General features: G+C 41.2%; 17 protein-coding genes and 2 pseudogenes. 12 read left to right on the forward strand and 7 right to left on the reverse strand.

Features of this window, described 5'->3' with window-relative positions; translation table 11 throughout:
• Positions 1-240: 240 nt before the first annotated feature.
• From V7K46_RS29125 to V7K46_RS29135, 3 genes and pseudogenes are all read right to left on the reverse strand, one after another.
• Positions 241-1728, reverse strand: a complete 1488-nt coding sequence (locus V7K46_RS29125) for a helix-turn-helix domain-containing protein (RefSeq protein ID WP_335119461.1) — start codon at positions 1726-1728, stop codon at positions 241-243.
• Positions 1729-2267: 539 nt separating this feature from the next.
• The gene (locus tag V7K46_RS29130; RefSeq protein ID WP_298909598.1) at positions 2268-2573 is read right to left on the reverse strand and encodes a hypothetical protein; all 306 of its coding nucleotides are present in this window, start codon (positions 2571-2573) and stop codon (positions 2268-2270) included.
• Between the two features lie 353 nt (positions 2574-2926).
• A pseudogene (locus V7K46_RS29135) lies at positions 2927-3076 on the reverse strand (adenylate/guanylate cyclase domain-containing protein); the annotation flags it as partial.
• Positions 3077-3207: 131 nt separating this feature from the next.
• Between V7K46_RS29135 and aroA the strand changes: the two are divergent.
• The 6 genes from aroA to V7K46_RS29165 all read left to right on the forward strand — a co-directional run bounded on the left by aroA (position 3208) and on the right by V7K46_RS29165 (position 13095).
• Positions 3208-4488, forward strand: coding sequence for a 3-phosphoshikimate 1-carboxyvinyltransferase (gene aroA / locus V7K46_RS29140; protein WP_335119464.1), 1281 nt, complete (start codon positions 3208-3210; stop codon positions 4486-4488).
• Between the two features lie 613 nt (positions 4489-5101).
• The gene (locus V7K46_RS29145) at positions 5102-6103 is read left to right on the forward strand and encodes a helix-turn-helix transcriptional regulator (protein WP_335119466.1); all 1002 of its coding nucleotides are present in this window, start codon (positions 5102-5104) and stop codon (positions 6101-6103) included.
• A 132-nt stretch (positions 6104-6235) separates the two neighbouring features.
• Positions 6236-8821, forward strand: coding sequence for a TonB-dependent siderophore receptor (locus V7K46_RS29150; RefSeq protein ID WP_335119468.1), 2586 nt, complete (start codon positions 6236-6238; stop codon positions 8819-8821).
• 108 nt (positions 8822-8929) lie between these two features.
• Entirely contained in the window at positions 8930-10105 is a 1176-nt protein-coding gene (locus V7K46_RS29155) for a PepSY-associated TM helix domain-containing protein (RefSeq protein WP_335119470.1), read from the forward strand.
• Between the two features lie 606 nt (positions 10106-10711).
• Positions 10712-11278 carry a PEP-CTERM sorting domain-containing protein gene (locus tag V7K46_RS29160; RefSeq protein ID WP_335119472.1) on the forward strand — a complete coding sequence of 189 codons (567 nt, stop codon included), beginning with the start codon at positions 10712-10714 and terminating at the stop codon, positions 11276-11278.
• A gap of 227 nt (positions 11279-11505) precedes the next feature.
• Positions 11506-13095, forward strand: a complete 1590-nt coding sequence (locus tag V7K46_RS29165) for an alkaline phosphatase D family protein (protein WP_335119474.1) — start codon at positions 11506-11508, stop codon at positions 13093-13095.
• Between the two features lie 146 nt (positions 13096-13241).
• On the opposite strand, the gene V7K46_RS29170 is transcribed toward V7K46_RS29165, so the two are convergent.
• The gene (locus V7K46_RS29170; RefSeq protein WP_335119476.1) at positions 13242-14924 is read right to left on the reverse strand and encodes a DUF262 domain-containing protein; all 1683 of its coding nucleotides are present in this window, start codon (positions 14922-14924) and stop codon (positions 13242-13244) included.
• Positions 14925-15035: 111 nt separating this feature from the next.
• Complete coding sequence (locus V7K46_RS29175) at positions 15036-15188, reverse strand: hypothetical protein (RefSeq protein WP_335119478.1); 153 nt, start codon at positions 15186-15188, stop codon at positions 15036-15038.
• Positions 15189-15274: 86 nt separating this feature from the next.
• Between V7K46_RS29175 and V7K46_RS29180 the strand changes: the two genes are divergently transcribed.
• The 6 genes and pseudogenes from V7K46_RS29180 to V7K46_RS29200 all read left to right on the forward strand — a co-directional run bounded on the left by V7K46_RS29180 (position 15275) and on the right by V7K46_RS29200 (position 17840).
• Positions 15275-15454 carry a high light inducible protein gene (locus V7K46_RS29180; RefSeq protein WP_334963262.1) on the forward strand — a complete coding sequence of 60 codons (180 nt, stop codon included), beginning with the start codon at positions 15275-15277 and terminating at the stop codon, positions 15452-15454.
• A 290-nt stretch (positions 15455-15744) separates the two neighbouring features.
• On the forward strand, positions 15745-16068 hold the full coding sequence (locus tag V7K46_RS29185; protein ID WP_335119480.1) for a hypothetical protein: 324 nt from the start codon (positions 15745-15747) through the stop codon (positions 16066-16068).
• Between the two features lie 172 nt (positions 16069-16240).
• Positions 16241-16537 (forward strand): hypothetical protein, encoded by a 297-nt coding sequence (locus V7K46_RS29190; RefSeq protein ID WP_335119482.1) that lies wholly within the window; start codon positions 16241-16243, stop codon positions 16535-16537.
• A gap of 224 nt (positions 16538-16761) precedes the next feature.
• A complete protein-coding gene (locus tag V7K46_RS29195) occupies positions 16762-17058 on the forward strand; it encodes a hypothetical protein (RefSeq protein WP_335119484.1) in 297 nt (98 codons plus the stop codon).
• A 406-nt stretch (positions 17059-17464) separates the two neighbouring features.
• Positions 17465-17647: pseudogene (locus V7K46_RS32230) on the forward strand (DUF3011 domain-containing protein); the annotation flags it as partial.
• 22 nt (positions 17648-17669) lie between these two features.
• The gene (locus V7K46_RS29200) at positions 17670-17840 is read left to right on the forward strand and encodes a hypothetical protein (protein ID WP_335119486.1); all 171 of its coding nucleotides are present in this window, start codon (positions 17670-17672) and stop codon (positions 17838-17840) included.
• A gap of 215 nt (positions 17841-18055) precedes the next feature.
• Here V7K46_RS29200 and V7K46_RS29205 read toward each other — a convergent pair whose 3' ends face one another.
• Entirely contained in the window at positions 18056-19270 is a 1215-nt protein-coding gene (locus tag V7K46_RS29205; RefSeq protein ID WP_335119488.1) for a glutathione S-transferase family protein, read from the reverse strand.
• Between the two features lie 183 nt (positions 19271-19453).
• Complete coding sequence (locus V7K46_RS29210; protein ID WP_335119490.1) at positions 19454-19861, reverse strand: hypothetical protein; 408 nt, start codon at positions 19859-19861, stop codon at positions 19454-19456.
• Positions 19862-20304 lie beyond the last annotated feature (443 nt).

The raw sequence follows: 20304 nt of genomic DNA on the forward strand, positions 1-20304 counted from the left end.
ATCCTTCTTTCTATTCACTCTACTTTAGTTCCTATGTACTACTAAAGAGACTTTTTATTGATGTGTGACAGTTAGGGTGCGGAAGGTGGGATCTAAGCTACTTACCAGTAAATAAATTTCCAGCCTACCCTTGGGTATTTATTTAACTTTCATTTATTGTTTTTTTCTTTTCAATCTCTATAATCCGCTTGGAAGCCTACACTTACTGCGAAGCAGAAGTGTAGGAGATGTCACTTGAAATCAATACCTGTTAAGGTGTAATTCCAGTGTGTTGAGCAACTTGGGCAAGTCCTTCTGAGAAACCTTACGTGTACCCGTCTCTACTGCATCAACCCAGGAAACGCTTTTCCCCATCGTTGTAGCGAAAAATGCCCTAGACCAGCCTTTTGCTTTTCTAGCTTCTCTGATCACATTACCTGATAGAGGCTGGATATTGTTTACACTTAGCTGATTTGAGTCCATAGTCAAGCGTGACTGTACTTCTACTGGTAGATGAAAACGCCATTTAGAATTCAGTATTTCACTCCAGTAACCTATAGGTCTTTTAGTGCTTGTGCTGCTTGTTAACCAAGCTGGGCCTGTTTCCAGTTCTGCTTGCCATCCTGCTTCTTTGACAACTTTCAAATCAGTTTCAAAGTCATCAGCCATTTGCCGTCTGAGCTGTCTGTCTTGCTCTGCTGTTGACACTTTATCTGCACTGTAAGCAATCTCCATCAAAGTCTTGCCGATTACACAATCTTGGAATTCCGGCTGGATTTGGAAAGTTAGCCAAACTAATATTCTAGCCGCGCCAGCATTTTGTTTACCAATGCTAAATAGTTTCTGTACGGTTTTCTTGGTAATAATTCCAGTCTGGTAGTGATATTTAGATTTATTGAGGAAGTATTTTGTCCATACTCCAGCTTGACCTATCACCTTTAAACCCACTAGCTTGCTATTGCCAGCTTTATCTGTTTCAAAATCTCGTATTATGCTAACGTCCCAAATCTTTAAATCAGCAACAGTAAAAGCTCCTACTTTCCCCTGTTTAGGCCATGCAATACAAGCTAGTACCTGAGCAGGTTGCCGTAACAAGTCGTACAAAATACTCAATTTTTCATGCTTGCATAAGTCCCTGCGTTTAACAAGCCCTGTGTATTCAAATAGTTGCTTGTCATCTATAATAAAATTGCCTGACCAAGGTTTATCTAAGCTGGCTACTAAAGCACAGTAAATTAGGTGAATTGCACACGCCCTTGGGTCAAATTGATCTATAACAACTAGAGCAGCCTCTTCGGCCAGAGTTTCTGGTTGTGAGGTTTCGGGATTATCTGTTACATAGTAAAAGATTTTTCCTTTTCCACTTTCAACTTCTTTTTCATAGCTGAAAGTACTACTTACTTCAGTTTTCCATGGTAGATTCATTTTTTGAGATAAGACTTCAGCAACTCCATGCAAAACTGACGACAAGGCAGCAATACTAGTCTGATCAGGAAATAAGGAAGCTTTTTTGAATTGTCTGGGTTTAACTGGATACTGCTTATTTAATAGTAATTTTTGCTCATCTTCCTTAGAAGATATCTGAAAAGTAATTTGCTTTTCTAATTTAGCAGTCTGGTCTTCTAGAATTTCTTCACCTTCAGCAACATTAGTTTCGTTTGGATTTGGATTACGGGAAAAGGTAATTCCTATTACCTGCTGAATTAGATGCGAAAATTTTTTATGTAACGTTTTTGCTAACTGTTTCATTTATCTAAAAATCCACTGCTCACGTAGGTAAAAATGGTAGACAATAACTGTGAAAACTGTTGGAATATAACTTCATTCAGCAGTGGTACGCCGCAGTAGGATTAGTTATATGATGTCCAGTTTGGAGTAGGGACTGAAATTCCTAAATCGAGGATTAAAGTCCTGATTACAAGCACAAGTCTATTCTCACCTAATACGGCGAAGTGCGTAGGCCTAGCCCGCCGCAGGCATCGCTCAGTTTGGAGTGGGGACTGAAGTTCCTAAATCGAGAATTAAAGTCCTGACTACAAGCGCAAGTCTATTCTCACCTAATACGGCAAAGTGCGTAGGCGTAGCCCGCCGCAAACATTGCTCAATAAGAAACGTTGCAGTATAGAAACATTAGACTACAACGTTTTCACCAATAACCTTAGAGAATATTTTATAAATATTTAAAGCTGACATCGAGTGTCAGTAACTCTTGCTTTGGGCGCAGTAGTTCAAATAAAAATCCCTGCCACAGTGGACAAGGATAGTAATTTTTAGCTAAAGCTTGTCTGCTAACTAACAAAATCTTTATGGGCAGCGACAAGCATCTGAGCCTGCCTTAAAACGTTTCCGAATAAATAAATAGGAATCTGCCAAGCAGCAACTGTAACTTCTTTGACTATATCCTGTACACTAATTGCTATTAATTCATGCTCTGGCGGCTCTCCTTCAACTGTACCAGACCAAGTAAAAGCTAATAAGAAATCATCGTCTCCAGGCAGAGATCCAATCAAACATTCTTCTGGTGTGGGCTGGCAAATAATTCCATGATCATTTGCAAGTTCTACTAGTCTTTGAAAGTTGTTTAGGTTCGTCATCTGTCTTTTGGATGTAATTTAATCTCAGTTTGAGAAGAAATCATATTTTTACCTCCATAACTCAAGTTAGTTGCTCTATCCCATAAATTACGAATTATTAATTATTTGGTCAGAGTTAGGAGTTATTGGAGTTGGATCAGGCTTAAGTTCAAAATCTTACCGCGATCGCCTGGTTCTATCAGCAACAATTGCTACTGTTTTAAAAAAATCTAGACTACCTACTTTTTCAGTTAACCGTATTTACATACACCTCCCTTCGTTACCATTTCAATATTGATGCCTTAATCTCACCCAGGCTGACGGAGTGCATTGAGAAATGCGTAGACACGTAGCGGTGAGGGAGTCGCATTCTTCTGTCCTCCCACGGTATAAGACTCAATTCGGGCAGCTAAATTAACATGACTGCTAATAACTGTATATTGAGCGCGTTTTTAAGAAATAACATTTTCCAGCACAACCTCGCCTGTATTCATTCCAATTCCCATTTCGAGGATTGGGAAATTCAGATGATTTTCGATTAAATTTCAATCTAAAATCCAAAATCTAAAATCGAAAATTCTTACTCCCCTCCCCCTTTTGGTCACAATATGGCAATATATAAAGTTGTACCTAACCGCCTACGTAGAGGTTTAACGTGGATACCATTGCAATTCCTGCTCTAAATCGGCCAGTGGATGCCACGGTAGAAATTCCCGGTTCTAAAAGTCTTACTAATCGCGCACTGCTTGTTGCTGCTTTGGCACAAGGTGATTCCATTTTAGAAAATGCCTTATTTAGTGAAGACAGCGAGTATTTTGCCAAATGCATAGAGCAATTGGGCATTCCCATTACTTTGAATCCTGATCAGGCACAGATCCAAGTCGCGGGAAGAGGAGGCGACATTCCAGCGAAACAAGCAGATTTATTTGTGGGTTTGGCAGGCACAGCAGCACGGTTTATCTCGGCGTTGGTGGCATTGGGTAACGGCGAATATCGCCTAGATGGCGTTCCCAGGATGCGAGAACGACCGATGGGTGACATGTTGACGGTGCTGCAAACGGGTGGAGCAACCGTTAACTTTGAGGGAAACTCCGGGTTTATGCCCTACACCGTGTATAGCCAGGGATTCGCTGGCGGAAATTTTCGCTTGAAAGCTAACCAAACAAGTCAGCAACTTTCGGCATTGCTGATGATTGCGCCTTATGCTCAACAAGATACGAGCATTGAGGTTGAGGGGACATTAGTTTCTCAGTCTTACGTCAAAATGACCTGTCGTTTGATGGCAGATTTTGGCGTGGAGGTGATTCAAATCAGCGATAATCAATTTCAGATCAAAGCAGGTCAACGTTACCAAGCTCGACATTACACAGTAGAACCTGATGCATCAAATGCCTCTTACTTTTTTGCCGCCGCCGCCGTCACGGGTGGACGGGTGCGCGTCAAACATTTGACCAAACAATCGTGTCAGGGTGATATTCTGTGGCTGAATGTTTTAGAACAGATGGGTTGCCAAATTAAAGATTCGGATGATTACACGGAAGTGACGGGGCCGAAGCAATTGCAAGGCATCGACATTGATATGAATGATATATCAGATTTAGTGCAAACATTAGGAGCGATCGCCCCCTTTGCCAGTTCACCTGTTACCATCCGCAATGTGGAACATATTCGATATAAGGAAACCGATCGAATTCGAGCTGTTGTCACAGAGTTGCGTCGGCTAGGAGTTGAGGTTGAAGAATTTGCAGATAGACTGAAAATTGAGCCTGGCGCGATTACCCCAGCGGCGATTGAAACCTATCACGATCATCGAATGGCGATGGCTTTTGCTGTCACTGGCTTGAAGGTTCCAGGAATTGTAATTAAAGATCCTGGCTGTACAGCGAAAACCTTTCCAGATTACTTTACCCGATTTTTCCAAATGTTAGAACAATAAGAGATTGACCAGTATTCTCTGTCGTCGGGTCTGTTATACCGTTCGCTTTTAGCGTTCCCGGAGGGCAGGGGAAACGCATCTAAATTACTCTTGATTGTAACCAAGGTTAAGAACCAAGGAAAAAATCAGCATTTATCGTTTGGTTTGCTTTCCGAGACTCAAAGCGATGTCTACGACGGGCTACGCCTACGCTAAGTACAGCATTTCATTATATTCGTAGCGAATTAAATTTGGCAATACCTTGCAATGCTAATGCATCCCGATACAATGCTAATGCGTCAGCTGCATTGTTAATGCATCCCGATACAATGCCAATGCGTCAGCTGCATTGTTAATGCATCCCGATACAATGCCAATGCGTCAGCTGCATTGTTAATGCATCCCGATACAATGTTAATGCGTCAGCCGCATTGTTAATGCATCCCCCTGCGTTAAAAACGCTACGCTTTTACGCAAAACTGTACTAACAACACCCTCAACCTCAACTATCGCTTTCCTAAATCCATATTCCTGGATCAAGCCTGCTGTATAATGCCAAAAATAATTATTAATCTTCAAGCAGATTCTGCAAAAATTTTTTAATAAGAGTTATTTCTGCTTTGTTCATATCAGTATGACATTGTTCCTTTCCGAGCCAGAATCTTTAGTACAATCCTCTCCGAATCATTTGTACTTGGATAGCTTACCTAATTTTGGAAAATTAGATAGCCCTGTTCATGATCCGCACAAGCATAGCCAGGGAAAGCGACAGATAATCTTGCTTCGCTCTGGAATTTATCTGGTGATTGATCAATACAGCCTGCAAGAAAACTTGATCGTTGAAACTGCTCCTGGAAAACCTGGATTTGATTTGGAGTTCAGTTTTATGGTTGCGGGGGATAATAACACTGAGCAGACACTCGCTGGAGAAAACTTTTTGTGTCTTGGATTTGAACCCGGAATCAGTGGGTTAGTTGACTGGCAAGCAGGACAAAGAATTCTGAAATTTGATATTCATATTAAGATTGAGGCATTTTTGAAAGCGATCGCCCATTGTTTAGAGCTGGTCGATCCGAAGCTGAGGCAGTTTCTTGAACATTCAGATAATATAGATTGTTTCCAAATGGGTGTTAACACACCTGCAATGTGTACAATCATTTACCAAATTCTGAATTGTCCCTATCAAGGGCTAACACGGCAGTTGTATCTTGAAGGTAAGGTGCTGGAACTGATGGCGCTACGTTTGGATCAGTACATCCAGAAGGAACCACAGCCAAGCCAAAAGTCATCATCAAAATCACAAGAGCGCGATCGCCTGCACTACGCCAAGGAAATCCTCATCCACAACTTAGAACATCCGCCATCTCTGTTAGAACTTTCTCAACAAGCGGGACTCAATACTCGCAAACTCAAAGAGGGCTTTCGACGAGAGTTTGATACAACGGTGTTCGGCTATTTGCATAGTCATCGGATGGAACAAGCCAGGAAATTTATCGAAGAAGGGCAAATGACTGTAGCAGAAGTTGCCTACGCGGTGGGCTATGCGAATCGCAGCCATTTTGCAGCAGCGTTTCGCAAACGGTTTGGCATAAATCCGAGTGAGTTTTTCAAGCAAACACAAAAACGGGAGATTTGAATTGTTCCGCTGAGAGTCATCGCGGTTCCGCTAAGAGCCACCTCAATTTGTCAAATCCTCTATTCTCAGGTAATAAGAATTCTTCCTGATAATTTTTTGTGGGAATTGTGCAACCGCGTGTGAGGTGAAAGCGTGAAGAGGAAGCAACTGTGGCAACTACTAGCGATCATAGGATGGATAGGCTTGGCAATTCCGGCATATGCCAAAGAAGTACTCCAACCAATAAGACGACTGCAAGTAAGCGATCGCGCAATCATCCTAGTGCAGTCGCCAGCATCAGAAATAGCGCCTTTAACAAAAGTTGTGCAAGTTACGGCAGTCAAGGCAAATCCTACTGATAAAGGTGTAGAGGTGATTTTACAAACTGACAAAGGTCAAAAGTTGCAAGTAGTAAATCGCAGCGTTGACAACAGCTTTATCGCTGATATTCCCAATGCCCAACTGCGATTAACCAAAGGTGATACCTTTAGATTCCGTTCAGAAAAACCGCTTGCGGGAATTATTGAGATTACAGTTACTAACTTTAATGCCAATACTATCCGGGTGACGGTAAGAGGCGAGGCGGGTGTACCAATTGTCGAGTTGTTTGACAGTCCAGACGAGGGTTTAATTTTTAGTGTTGCGTCTTCTATACAGCCACAAACACAACCACCTCAAAGTGACACTAAACCAAGTCAACCATCAGCTCAAAGTGACGAACCGATTGAACTGGTGGTGACAGGTGAGCAAGACACAGGATATAGCGTACCGGATGCATCAACAGCAACTAAAACTGATACCCCATTACGCGATATTCCCCAGTCGATTCAGGTGATTCCCCGCCGAGTGATTGAGGATCAAAAAATCACTCGCCTATCTGATGCTCTCCGCAACGTAGCAGGTGTGATAACTAGTGGTAATCGTCGGAGTTTGGCACCTGATTACGTCATTCGCGGATTTACGACACAAAACACTCTGAGAAATGGGTTTGCTTTTCCTGGTTCATCCACAACTCCAGCAAACGCATCAGCGGTGTCTAATAATATTGAGCGAATTGAGGTCTTGAAAGGCCCTGCTTCAGTGCTGTATGGCAACCTGGAACCGGGAGGAGTGGTGAACTATGTGACAAAACAACCGCTAGAAACACCTTATTACGCGGGCGAATTTATTGTTGGCAGTGACAGTTTCTACAACCCCACACTCGATTTTTCTGGGCCACTGACAACGGATAAACAATTGTTGTATCGCGTCAATATTGGCTATGAAAATTCCGGTAGCTTTGTTGATTTTGTGAATCGGGAAAACTTTTCAATCGCGCCAACCCTAAGCTACAAAATTGGGGACTCTACCACATTGAATTTTGGCTATGAGTACATTAGACAGGATGGAACGCCTTATGAAGGTTTTCCAGCAAACCCCCTAGTTTTTCAATTACCACGTAACCGTTTTTTGGGGGAACCAGGCGATCGCCAGCAGAGTGACACTCATAATATTAATTTTGCAATTTCTCATCGCTTTAATGACAACTTAGAAATTCGCAGCGGCTTTTTTACTCAATTTACCAACTCCAAAGGCTCGTCATTTCGGCTAGATTTTGGAGATATAGACGGTTCGTTAGCACCAAGATTCTACGAAACAGGCACAGACGACAATCAACTATACTCCCTGCAAAATGATCTGATCTGGAAGTTTAATACAGGCAGTGTAAAGCATCAACTACTGTTTGGACTTGAATGGACTCAATCTATTGGTCACTTTAATTATGATGATAACTCTGCTGATTATTCAATTGATATCTTTGAACCAGTTTATGGCGCGACTATCCCTAGAGAGTTTAACTTTTTTTCATCACAAAAGAAAGAACGGAATACCATTGCTCTTTATCTCCAAGATCAAGTCACGTTACTCCCAAATTTAAAGTTATTAGTTGGGGGTCGATATGATTTCAATAAACAGACTGATATCTTTATTGAATTTAATAATATCAATCCTGATGAACCAAGTGTTTTTAATGAAACAAATGAAGTTGATGCTAACGCTTTCTCACCCCGCGTTGGTATTGTCTACCAACCCATTGAACCTGTATCACTCTACGCCAGTTTTAGCAGGTCTTTTGTTCCTAATGACTCTCGTACCAGAACTGGAGAAATTATCGAACCCACTCGCGGCACTCAATATGAAGCTGGTATCAAAACCGAACTTTTGGACAACAAATTATCAGCTACTTTAGCTGCCTATGAAATTACAAAGACAAACATTCCGACAACAGATCCACAAGATCGTAACTATTCGATTGGTGTTGGTGAAGTTAAGAGTCGAGGGGTTGAATTCAGTTTAGCTGGAGAACCGTTACAAAACTTGAATATTATTGCTTCTTTGTTTTTTAACGATACATTTGTTAGCGAAGACAATAACTTACCAGTCGGTGACAAACTCATAAATGCGCCTAGTCAAGGGGCGAGTTTATGGATGAGTTACGAAATTCCAAAGGGAGATTTCAAAGGGTTAGGCTTTGGTGCGGGAGTATTTTATGTGGGAGATAGAGAAGTTACTTTACCTAACACATTTACAGTTTCCTCTTACGTTCGTACTGATGCGGCAATTTTCTACAAACAAGATAACTGGCAGCTTGGGCTGAACTTTAAGAATCTATTTAACAAGCGGTATTTCGAGACAGATGGTTTTATCCAACCTGGTGAACCATTGACTGTGCTGGGATCGATTTCAGTGCGATTTTAACTAGTTAGGACGCTATTCTTTGCTGCTTTTCAATGTTTTTAACTGTGATTCACTTGAGTTCCTTAAGTATATTTTGACAGTCAATTTTAAGCCCTTGAGTAATCCATTATGACATCTACCAAACTTTCCCAAAACAACACTATCACCCCTAAAAGGCTCCGTAACTTTGTATTTTATCTGCACCGTTATCTCGGTCTAGTTTTGGGACTAATTATCGTGGTAATTGGTGTGACTGGCACATTGTGGATGTTTGATGCAGAAGTTTATCGTCTTATCCTCGGTAAAAGGTTGACACAAGTTACACCACAAGGTCAACCGCTACCATTAAATGTGCTGGTAGAAAAAGTCCAAGCTGCATATAGTAGTCAGCCAGACTTGAAAGTTAGCACGATTAGCCCTGATTACTTTCAAACAGGCACTTCACCTGCATCCGTAGGCATAATTGACAAAAACGGCATCTCCTTAGATGTACTTCTCAATCCTTATACAGGTGAAATTCTTGGCACTCATCAAACAACAGGTGACTGGCTCGATATTGCTGGTCAATTACATATTGGCTCAGTCGCAGGTCATACAGGTGAAATAGTTTATGGCATTATTGGTTTGCTGATGTTTATTTTGTGCATCACAGGAATCTTTCTCTGGCCTGGTTGGCGCAAGTTAGTAAATGGCTTCAAAATCAAGCTCAACGCCCATCCCAAGCGAGCAAACTTTGATATTCATAAAGTAGTAGGTATCTTCGCAGCTGTATTTCTAGCGATTCTAGGCTTTACAGGCTTCTGTATGAATTGGGGAAGCATGGTTAATCCAGTTATCCATGCTATTACTTTTTCTCCTTCTCCACCAGAACCAACCCTGGTTTCTGTGCCGATTCCTGGTAAGAAACCAATTTCACTTCAACAAGCAATTCAAATATCAAATACACCACTTCCCGGTGCTGTAACCCCAATTATTTGGCCTCCCACTACACCGGAAGCCCCCTACGTTTTTCGCAAGCGCTTCCCTGAAGATTTAAATGGATCTGGTTCGAGTGAAGTTTATATAGACCAATACAGTGGGAAAGTGCTACGGGTCAGGAACATCCGTCAGTCATCCAGAGGTGATAAGGTGATTGAGTGGATTGGAAACCTACACTTTGGTCATTATGGCGGACACACAACAGAAATTATCTACGGTTTGGTTGGTATCACTCCCACCATTTTGCTGATTACAGGTTTTGTGATGTGGTGGTATCGCTATAAAAGGAAAAATAGGAAACAACCAGCTGAATTTTATGATCAATAATTTTTGGGCTGATGAATCACAAGATGAGCGATCGCACAGGATAGTATCAACCCACATTTCGCACCTCAACCAATAGTACAAATAAACTATATCAAGGTGAGATATGAATTTATATACTCATCTTCCCAATCCCCAGTGCAACCAGTCCCCATTGCCGCTTATCCCCAGAGAGCGCCACGTGTTCCCCAGTCCCCAGTTCAATATAAATGTTTTAGTTAACTGTTATGAGCTAATTTGTAAACTCAACTAAAGTACTTATCTTGTAAGGGTTTCAGGAATTTAAGTCAATAAAGCACTTATTCTCTGAAACTCAGATATAGTAACGAGTTGAGTATCCTTAAGATTATCTTTACGAATCAGATCTAACTCTTTCATTGGCAAACTTAAATTCTATTTTATTTTACCTCTAATTAAAGTCTGCTTAAACTCATGATTCTAAAATAGGGTGACTTCAATTATTTGGAGACTAGTTTCTTTTTCTCAAAAAGGGAAAAAGCATTGATTCTCATCACTGATTAGAACAGTGATGAATACCCATTTGGAAAATAAACAAGTTAGAAACAAACTATTTCTATACCTTGCAGTGTGCATTGTTTACAGAGGTTTATGGTAATAAAAACTGAGATGAAATTGGTTACACGATTAGTGCTTGCTGCTACTTTAACTTTAGGTTTTGCTACTGAAAATGCAAAATCTGCATCTGCTGCAATTATTAATTACGCTTTCACAGTTGATAGTCCCGTAACAAAGGGAAATGGCTTTTTTAGCTTTGATGACTCAACTTTCAGTAATGAAGATAATCCTGTAGCTACCATTAAGTCACTCTCATTCCAATTTGACGGTGATTCTACTGTTTATACTGAAAAAGATGACACCCAATATCCAGAATTTCCCCTGGTATTTCCAACTACGTTCTTAACTGGACAAACATCTTTAGCATTAGACTATCTGTTCAACGATAAATCTAATCCTTCCAGTTCTATAAGTTACGAAATCATTGGTGATGATTTTACAATTTTCTCTAGAACCTCTCCAGATGCTGAACCGATATCAGGTAGAGTTTCGTATACACAAATACCTGAACCTACGCCCTTAATTGGTACTCTCTTTGCTTGTAGTCTGGGCTGGATGATGAAGAGAAAAGTAACATCAATGAAAAAGGTTAGATTTTAACCTTAGTTAAGTTGATATTAACGCTTTCTTTGCCAAGGATTAATCTTTTCCTAATATGCTTTGATGTGGCAAAACAACATCTAAGACATTGATGCCAGAAGAAAAAATTGGGAATTAAAACCTGATTTTGGTAAGGGAGTTAATTACGAAGTTTGCCTAAAACCACCCTGCCTTCTTCGTGTTAGCTGTTGCTGCGTTTTAACTTACCTGTTAGTCAGGAGTAGAGAATGGTAGATTACCGGAATTTTGAGCAGTTCCTACACAGTCGAATCAAACGACGCAATTTAATTATCGGGGCAGGAGGATTGTCTGGTTTGGCGATCGCTAACCAATTTTCTGCTCAAAGAGTGATCGCTAGAAGCAGATTTTCCAATTATCCTTTCACTTTGGGTGTAGCGTCAGGTGATCCCTATCCAAGTAGCGTAGTGATCTGGACTCGTCTCGCTCCTGAACCCTTAAACGGAGGTGGAATGCCACCTGCTAATGTACCAATTCGCTGGGAAGTAGCAACCGATCCCGATATGAGGCGCATTGTCTCCAGAGGTACGGTACTGGCAACTCCACAACTAGCTCACTCAGTTCGAGTTGTAGTAGAGGGACTGCAATCTGATACTTGGTACTGGTATCGGTTTCTTGTCGGCCAAGAAGCTAGCCCCATTGGCCGCACTCGTACAGCTCCTCTAGCAGGTGGCTACTTAAATAAATTAAACTTTGCCCTTGTCTCCTGTCAGCACTATGAGCAGGGGTACTATACTGCCTACAAATATATTGCCCAGGACGACCTCAGCTTGGTAGTGCATGTTGGAGACTACATCTATGAAGGAGGAATATCAAACAATCGCCCCAGAAAGCATAACAGTGCAGAAATTCTAACCTTGGAAGATTACCGCAACCGTCATGCCCTCTATAAAACCGATACCAATCTGCAAGCAGCTCATGCAGCGTTTCCCTGGATTGTTACCTGGGATGACCATGAGGTAGAAAACAACTACGCCAACAACATCTCGGAAGTTGATACTGAACCAGATCAAAATCGGGCAATCTTCCTGCAACGACGGGCTGCTGCCTATCAGGCTTACTACGAACACATGCCACTGCGACCCTTCTCGCGTCCCGTTGGCCCCGATATGCAACTTTTCCGTCGGCTTTCCTTTGGTAACTTAGCCACCTTCCATGTCCTAGATACCCGTCAATATCGCACCGATCAGCCATGTGGTGATGGTACTAAAGAACGTTGCCCAGAAAATTTAGATCCGAATGCAACGATTACTGGCAAGCGTCAGGAAAATTGGCTATATGATGGTCTAAATAGCTCACAAGCTAAGTGGAACGTTTTGGCCCAGCAAGTTGTAGTTGCTCAGATAGACATGAAACCAGGGAAAGGCGGAACCTACAGCATGGATAAGTGGGATGGTTATGTGGCTTCCCGCGATCGCCTCATGCGTTTCTTAGAACAGCGCAAACCATCTAATCCAGTAGTTTTATCAGGCGATATCCATTCCAACTGGGCGATGAATTTAAAGGCTGACTTTAATAACCCAGAATCTACTACAGTCGGGAGTGAATTCGTCTGTACTTCAATAACCTCCGGTGGAGATGGGGCAGATACCACCCCAAATGTTCAAGCTTACTTACCCGATAACCCACACATTAAGTTCTTCAACGGTCAACGGGGGTATGTTCGCTGTGCGCTGACTCCCACAAGCTACAAGACAGACTATCTAGTTTTATCAAACGTCACAACTCCATTTGGCACGATTAGTAAGCGGGCTTCATTTGTCGTTGAAGATGGTCGTCCCGGAATACAACAAGTCTAATCGTTTAATTCCCAGGTATTGAAACCAGATAATCACACATGGATACAGATAAATCATTAGTATTTATCTGTATCCATGTGTGTTTTCATTTTCAGAAAATTGACTTTTGTAAAAAGTTTAATCTGTTTCTGCATAGATGATCGCACTTACAGCCGCCATATTTTTCTCAGGCTTTGCAACGAATCTTCTTGTCGCTGCTCAATAACTGCTGGAGTCCATTCAGATTGCTGTAAAACTTGGGTTGTCAGAACAAAAGGCACGATACTTGTATTGCTAACAAAATACTTCTTTTTCTTTTTATCAAAATCGTAGTTTTGCGCCTCAGCATTCTTCTTTCGAGAGAGCAACACTAAATTACCTATGCGATGCACATACTGAATACGCTCCTCATCATTCGGGAACCATTCAAGCCATATACTCCCTTCGCTGGGATTTTGAGGAAGAACATGCTCAACCGTAATAACTGGATAGTCATAAGTCGCTTCCCCTTGAGAAAGCGTAGAGTCAAGGCGCAGAAGAACATATTGCCTAATTCGCTTGATCTGATATAAATCTCCATCAAGCGTTTTAATAATTCGATTGATTTCTTGAGGAGTTAGCTGTAAGGGTGACTCAAGTGCATATAAATCTACATTTTCTTCAATAGCAGCAAGAAGTTTAGCATATCGTCCGATCCTGTCGTTAATATCTGCCCGCAAAATGAATAAGCCTGCTGCTAATCGCTCAATATCAGTAAAAAATTGTTTTAATTTATCAGGAGCGTGGCTATTTTTAGAAAAATAGAGAATTGCTGGCGGAATCCAATCAAAGTTGTCTATTTGGTTCAACCATCGAAGCAAAGAATTAATCATTTCTGCATCTTTATCACTTCGGTAATTTGCCGTATTGATAATTTCTAAAGCATCAGAATAAGGCTTTAATACTTCCTCAATAAATTTCTGTGGCTCTATCTTAGGCAATATATCTTCGCGAAATTCTTTGAGAGTTGTCTTACGCGGTTTAGCCTTACGATCAATCATGCGGATATGGGCAAATAGTTCTTGAAACTTCTCTCGACCTAAATCTTCTTCTTCCGTTTCCCAGATTTTTGTGTATTTCTCCTGTTGAGATGGAGGAATTGAGCCAATAACCTCTGATTTAAGAAAATCACTGAGCGAGAGGTCTAAACCACGCGCATTTAGAATAGAAAATATACGATAAGCAGAGTCAAGATCAGGCGTAGAAACAACTACTAAGAAACAGCACGTCATTAAATATTGACTAAAACGACTTCGCTGTTGCTCAGAAAGTTGACCTAATTGCTCAAGGAAATAACTTGCATTGGCTTTAATGTTTTTTTGACTATCGCTTAACTGGAAAGTATCAAGTTTACAAAGTTTATCTAACCCATTTTCGCATTGTACATAGGAGCGAAAAAAATCTTCATCTCTTTCTCGTAACTTAAGGCGATAACAATCGTATGTTCCTTCAAACTCATCGCCTTCTTGATAAATATATTTTGTAAGTCTTGATGCATTCTTTTCACTGAATAAACTTCGTAAAACAGATAAAAGAATTGTAATCGTCGTCAGACGTTGCTGACCATCCACTACATCTGCTTTAGGAGCATCTTCACTCTTAATCAGAACTATACTTCCTAAAAAATAAGGATTGGCATCAGTTACAGCTTCTGAACCATCCCCTAAAAAAGACAATAAATCAGTTAACAACTCACTTGCTTGGTCTTTTGTCCATGCATAAGGACGCTGATAAGCCGGTATGGAAAATGCGAAGTCGTTACTAAAAACCTTTAATAGTGCTTTCTCTGTGGCGTGAATGGCTACTGGCATAAAATTTCAAGTACTCCCTGAGTATAATCTGATGCAAATTTCCCTAATCAAACGCAGTTTAACTCACTCATTACTGCGATCGCCAGACTGATATCACGAGTAGTGTTATCGCTATTTGACGACAAGGGAATGCCATAAAATGGCTTTTTGCGATCGCACGATGTTTTCAATCTCAACCGCAGAACTGTTAGTACTCAGCGCCTGTAAAACCGGACTAGAAGAAGATATGTCGAGCAGATTTTTCTTCAGCTTTTCTTTATTCACTCAATGTTGCATTTTTTTTAACATCTGTTACATTACTTTACAGACAGTTACAACTGCTACAACACTTGAACTTTGGAGTTTTACTCATGTCAGGTTTAAAGAATCCTGCACCTATTGTTTCAGAAGATCCTAATGCTGTGCGTTTTGGCTTCACTCCTCAGAGTGAAAATTGGAACGGTCGTCTTGCAATGATTGGTTTTCTATCTGCGATTTTGATTGAAGCTTTTTCTGGTCAAGGCTTACTCCATTTTTGGGGCATCCTCTAAATTGATGTAGGCTTTTCGCCTATACTTGACACTCATCTCATGTCTGGCGAATTACTTGTGATACCTACGTGACCTCTCCCCTAGCCCCTCCCCTACTAAGGGAGGGGAGCCTGTAACTTTATTAGCTATAGGCGGGGTGAGGTTCTCTTATTATGGACAATACAACGGAGATATCAGATTGAAAATCTCTTTCCCTGTCACCTATTTTCAAGCTAAATATGAGATTTTTCCGGTTGAGCCAAAATATAAGTGAATAATTACTTTACGTTGAATATGTATAGCTAAAACTCATGGAACTACCCCAACGCGTATCAGTCCGCTACAAAGACGCGTCCTTCAATACTAATGAAATCCGCTTGAGAACCTTCCGGCTTGGGTTACAAATATGGGAAGAACAAACCAAACCTAGAAAAACAGAGCTTTATCAGTTTATATCGTCTTGCTTAAAACAAGTTGACCGCCAAGATCGTTTTATGTTTTCTTTACTGTTCATAGAATTAACAGACCTTATACGCAATTCTTCGTTGGAGAGAGGAACGAAAGAGATTCTGATTAAAACAGCTTTTAGGGAGTTTGGTTGTGCGATAACAGATTTTGAAGACGCTACCAAATAAAGTTGGTCATGGGGGGTGCTGGTTTTGCGTAGGCATAGCTGAACCCAAGCATTACCCTGAAGTCAGCTAACCTAATTGAGTAGGATATGTATAGTAAGCAGCTTTCCAATCAGATTAGTTTTTTTGCTGAATGCGCGGATGAGTAGGTGTTGGGGAAGAGGTGACTACAAAGATGGCTGAATTGCCCTATATGCAAGCACTTAAGAGCGATGCCTGTAGCGGGCTACGCCTACGCATTTCTAAACCATCCGCGCACCTTATGGGGACTAGTTTTCAGCCATTTGCCTTTAGCCAAATTACAACTTATAGTGTTAGGATTTGTCCATTCGCGCAACTGAACCTTAAAATCAAATATGGCAAGGCTTTCACAAGCCAGCGATTGCAATTACCTAAAATCCTATTAGGGATTGAAACGGCCAATGCTTTATCCCACGATCGCTTGGCGATGGTTTTGAATAATCACCTCTAATATAAGAATCCGACTTTAGTTTTACTAGCCATACTGAGGGTATAACCCATCTCAGGTCAGGTTTTGATCCTTATCCGATTTCAAAAATAAAATATAAATCTTAGTAGTAGTGACAAAAGTAACTATTTAAACATGACTTTTATCACAGGCGTGTGTCTGATTATTTCGATTACATTGAGAATATACAAATCAAGTAATGCAAGGCACATTACATTAAAGGATATATGAACCGATTTAAATCTATTCTACTTGGAGGCTTATTAGCAGCTGCCTCAATTGCTGCTTTTTCTCAAAATGCGAATGCTGCTGAATTTAAATCTGAGCATGATCATTTGAATCGTAATACTGTAGCTTTTAATAACAGTAAAGTTCAATACAAACGTCAAGTCCGTGAACAACGCGCTCGTGAATTGCGTGAACGTCAAGCTCGTGAACGACGCGCTCATGAATGGCGTGAACGTCAAGCTCGTGAACGACATGCTCGTGAATTGCGTGAACGTCAAGCTCGCTTTCATCACTAAGAAAATAAATTCTCGCTCATATTACCTTAGGAGAATAGCAATACTCTCCTTTTTTTGATTGGCATAAATCTGTTCAAATCAATCCTGTTATTATCTTTTAAATAAATCTATTAAATATCTTCGGAGATTGGGTTACTACCGGATTTAATATTTTAAAAAGCTAAATCAAAACTGCAATAATGGTTATCTATTTGATGGTAACTATTACATCTAATGCTGTTGAAAATATGAAGATTATTTGCATTAAATCTGATTTGAAAATATAAAGATTATTTGCATTAAATCTGATTTGAAAATTTGTTTTTAATACAGTTCGCTACAATTACTATAGTTTTTATTTGTTAATTTTTGAAGAGGTCTAACATTGAATATGGTAATGCGTCTTCCCATAGTTGCTGCTACCTTCATGGTTGCCAGCATTAGTATAGGTACACTTTTGGGCGTTGCAGCTCCCGCTTCAGCTCAGGAGATAATCACTTGTTCAAGTCAGAATAATCGCAGGAATACTTGTTCAATACCTACTAGAGGTAGAGTGAGGCTTATTAGGCAATTGTCTGACACCAGTTGTAGAGGAAATTGGGGCTATAGAGGTAATCGTATTTGGGTGAAAAATGGTTGCCGAGCTGAGTTCTCAGTTGGCGATCGCAGAAACGGCAGAAATGGCAGATATGACAGAAATGACAGATATGACAGAAACGACAGAAACGACAGATATGACAGAAACGACAGATATGACAGATAGGAAATTGGGTATTTGGGGTGATCCTACCGAAACGGTCTAATTAGATGCGATTGACTGTAATCTTTGTATAGCAATAATTTCAGCAAGGTGTATCTGGAGTGATATCAGGCTAATTCCTACTTTCAATCAGCAACACCCAAATTCTAGCTAAAGTTACAAGCTCCAGCTCCCCTCCCCTAGTAGGGGAGGGGTTGCTCTTGAGAGGTTACGCAGGAATCACAAGTAATTTACTGAACATGATATCACCAGCGATCGCTAATAAAGAGATGCCAACACCTTATCTGCTGCTGCCCGGAATGCAGTTGCTGCACCAGCACTCATATCGCGTGGCGCACAGATGCGATTTCTCACATAGGCGAGTGTGATCGCTCCAACCGCAGACACAATCGGATCGGCATTGTCTTTGCCGCCTACGCGCCCCCACGGCAATGCTGCACCATTCGCATTGATGAGATAGTCAGCCAGCAATCTGAGGTGAAAATCAACCGCTTCTTTAACGGCTGTTGTGTCGCCATTGACCGCCAATGCTTGCACCCCAGAGTTTTTCAGGATGTCTCCTAAAGCAACTTCTCGGTTATCAGTCAACCTCTCAGCCGCTTCTGCCCGAAATTGGATTTCTTGGCTAACTGCTGGGTCAGGGGCTAAGGGATTGCCGATTGGTGTCACGCCCCATCTGCGACGCAAAAGTAAATTGTTGGTCGTATCATCCGATTTGACGCGGTGATAAGCGGGACGCTGTTTAAGTGCTTCAAACCAAGCGTTGATGCGAGGATACCGGGGATTTCCCTTGAGTTGATATCCCCGATAAACGGGTAAGTTAGCTGCCAATCGGTCTAAATGGGGGCTATAGGTAATATCTACCAAGCTAAAGGTTGACAAAAAGTAGGGACCAGGATACTTTCCGAGAAGTTCCTCCAGTTGGTCTAATTTCGCTTCAAAAGCTGCCTTTAAGCTTGCTAATTCATGAGGATCTTCAGGGGCTTGTCTAAGGAATTTGTAGGCGATTTGTACACCATTGGTTTCACCATCCTCAACCCACTGCCTAGCAACGGCGTTTTCCTCTGGGTCTTCAGGGAGCAAGGTAGGCCCAAATCGTTCTTCTAATGCTAACAGAATGTCTTTGGATTCATAGACTAACTTTCCCTCAATTTTGGCAGCCGGAACAAGGGTTGTGGGAACTAAATCAGTATACCATTTAGGTTTGTTAGTCAAGTCGATAAACTCTGTCGCAAAGGGAATTTCTTTTTCTTCCAGAGCAAACCAAACCCGTTCGCAAAATGGACACCAAGAGTTAGTATCCCGGTAGAGCAGTACTGGCGGTTCTGTATCTGGAGGTAGTTTATGAAGACTGCTAGGGATGGGAGCGGTAGAAGGGGACTGTCCTGGTCTACGCACCCGTCGAGCAGGGGTATTTTTTTGAGCAATTTCTAACAGTTGTTCCCAATTAGATACTGTGTCTTGAATTGACATATTTCACCTGAGTTTAAGTTAACTTTTTTAGGGTGGGCACTATCCCAACGATATAAGATAGGAAGATTTTAACTATTACAAGGACGTATAATTTAGAAGCTCCGATTGTCAGTCAAACCCTTGATTGACTATTTGCATTGATTAATCGCATTAGTAAAGCTTCCATCCCATAAAGGTTTCACGTTATCGTTGGGATGAGCCTGCACGATAAGATGTGTCGGCTACATCTTGCTGGGAAGCGATCGCTTGTCGAGAAATCGGCAGCACATGCGATCGCCGCTGTTTTAACCCTTCTTTGGCCTCTTTAAGGACAAAGCTTTCATCAACTGCAATTGCTTTTGCATAGTTTTTTGACCACGTGTCTATATGCGATGCTTGCGAATCTTGCGATTTCTGGATGCGGCAGAGGAAGTCTGCGATCGCACTCGGCGCTGCAACAATCGTAAAATTGCCGCTGAGAATATTTTTCGCTGATTTGAGTACCTTGGCTCCATCTTTCTGGGCTTGCTGGATTGCATAACCGTAGGTAGCCCAGGCATCTAAATCACCTCTTTTGAAGGCAGAGAGTCCCTCTGGAATAGTTAGCGCCACGGCATTAAACTCTAATTAGTAACTCCGGTAAATCTATAAATTTACCGGAGTTACTAGTGATTATCACATGAAAATAGTTTGAAAGCAAGATTTAATATATAGCAATCCTAAATCATTTGTGAGAACGAAAATCTCTGAAAAGCCTATAAATACGTACTTTTAATCTCCGTAGTTTCTCACGTTTCAATTCTGATTGGTATATGTATTTTTTGACTTGTTTAAGATAATACTTGCAATTTCATCGAGTGTAGCCCAAGAGTGAAGCATCCCATCCAATTAAAGCGCTACCAAAGACTAGCCATGCAGCATTGATGCCTAAGTAAACAGCTAAAATGGCTGAGACGATCGCGATCGCCAAGCCAAGAAAATCTACAAATGGGGCTTGTGGTAACGTTAAAGTGGCTGCCTCACTTACAGGGTATTATTAAGATAAATTTTATACA

This window comes from Nostoc sp. (assembly GCF_036917395.1).
In the GTDB taxonomy this organism is placed as follows: domain Bacteria; phylum Cyanobacteriota; class Cyanobacteriia; order Cyanobacteriales; family Nostocaceae; genus Nostoc.

Bases quoted from the DNA above. Each gene is read 5' to 3' on its own strand.
- V7K46_RS29125 (WP_335119461.1), bottom strand. From the start codon at position 1,728: ATGAAACAGTTAGCAAAAACGTTACATAAAAAATTTTCGCATCTAATT.
- V7K46_RS29130 (WP_298909598.1), bottom strand. From the start codon at position 2,573: ATGACGAACCTAAACAACTTTCAAAGACTAGTAGAACTTGCAAATGAT.
- V7K46_RS29145 (WP_335119466.1), top strand. From the start codon at position 5,102: ATGACATTGTTCCTTTCCGAGCCAGAATCTTTAGTACAATCCTCTCCG.
- V7K46_RS29155 (WP_335119470.1), top strand. From the start codon at position 8,930: ATGACATCTACCAAACTTTCCCAAAACAACACTATCACCCCTAAAAGG.
- V7K46_RS29160 (WP_335119472.1), top strand. From the start codon at position 10,712: ATGGTAATAAAAACTGAGATGAAATTGGTTACACGATTAGTGCTTGCT.
- V7K46_RS29165 (WP_335119474.1), top strand. From the start codon at position 11,506: ATGGTAGATTACCGGAATTTTGAGCAGTTCCTACACAGTCGAATCAAA.
- V7K46_RS29170 (WP_335119476.1), bottom strand. From the start codon at position 14,924: ATGCCAGTAGCCATTCACGCCACAGAGAAAGCACTATTAAAGGTTTTT.
- V7K46_RS29180 (WP_334963262.1), top strand. From the start codon at position 15,275: ATGTCAGGTTTAAAGAATCCTGCACCTATTGTTTCAGAAGATCCTAAT.
- V7K46_RS29185 (WP_335119480.1), top strand. From the start codon at position 15,745: ATGGAACTACCCCAACGCGTATCAGTCCGCTACAAAGACGCGTCCTTC.
- V7K46_RS29190 (WP_335119482.1), top strand. From the start codon at position 16,241: ATGGCTGAATTGCCCTATATGCAAGCACTTAAGAGCGATGCCTGTAGC.
- V7K46_RS29195 (WP_335119484.1), top strand. From the start codon at position 16,762: ATGAACCGATTTAAATCTATTCTACTTGGAGGCTTATTAGCAGCTGCC.
- V7K46_RS29200 (WP_335119486.1), top strand. From the start codon at position 17,670: ATGGTTGCCGAGCTGAGTTCTCAGTTGGCGATCGCAGAAACGGCAGAA.
- V7K46_RS29205 (WP_335119488.1), bottom strand. From the start codon at position 19,270: ATGTCAATTCAAGACACAGTATCTAATTGGGAACAACTGTTAGAAATT.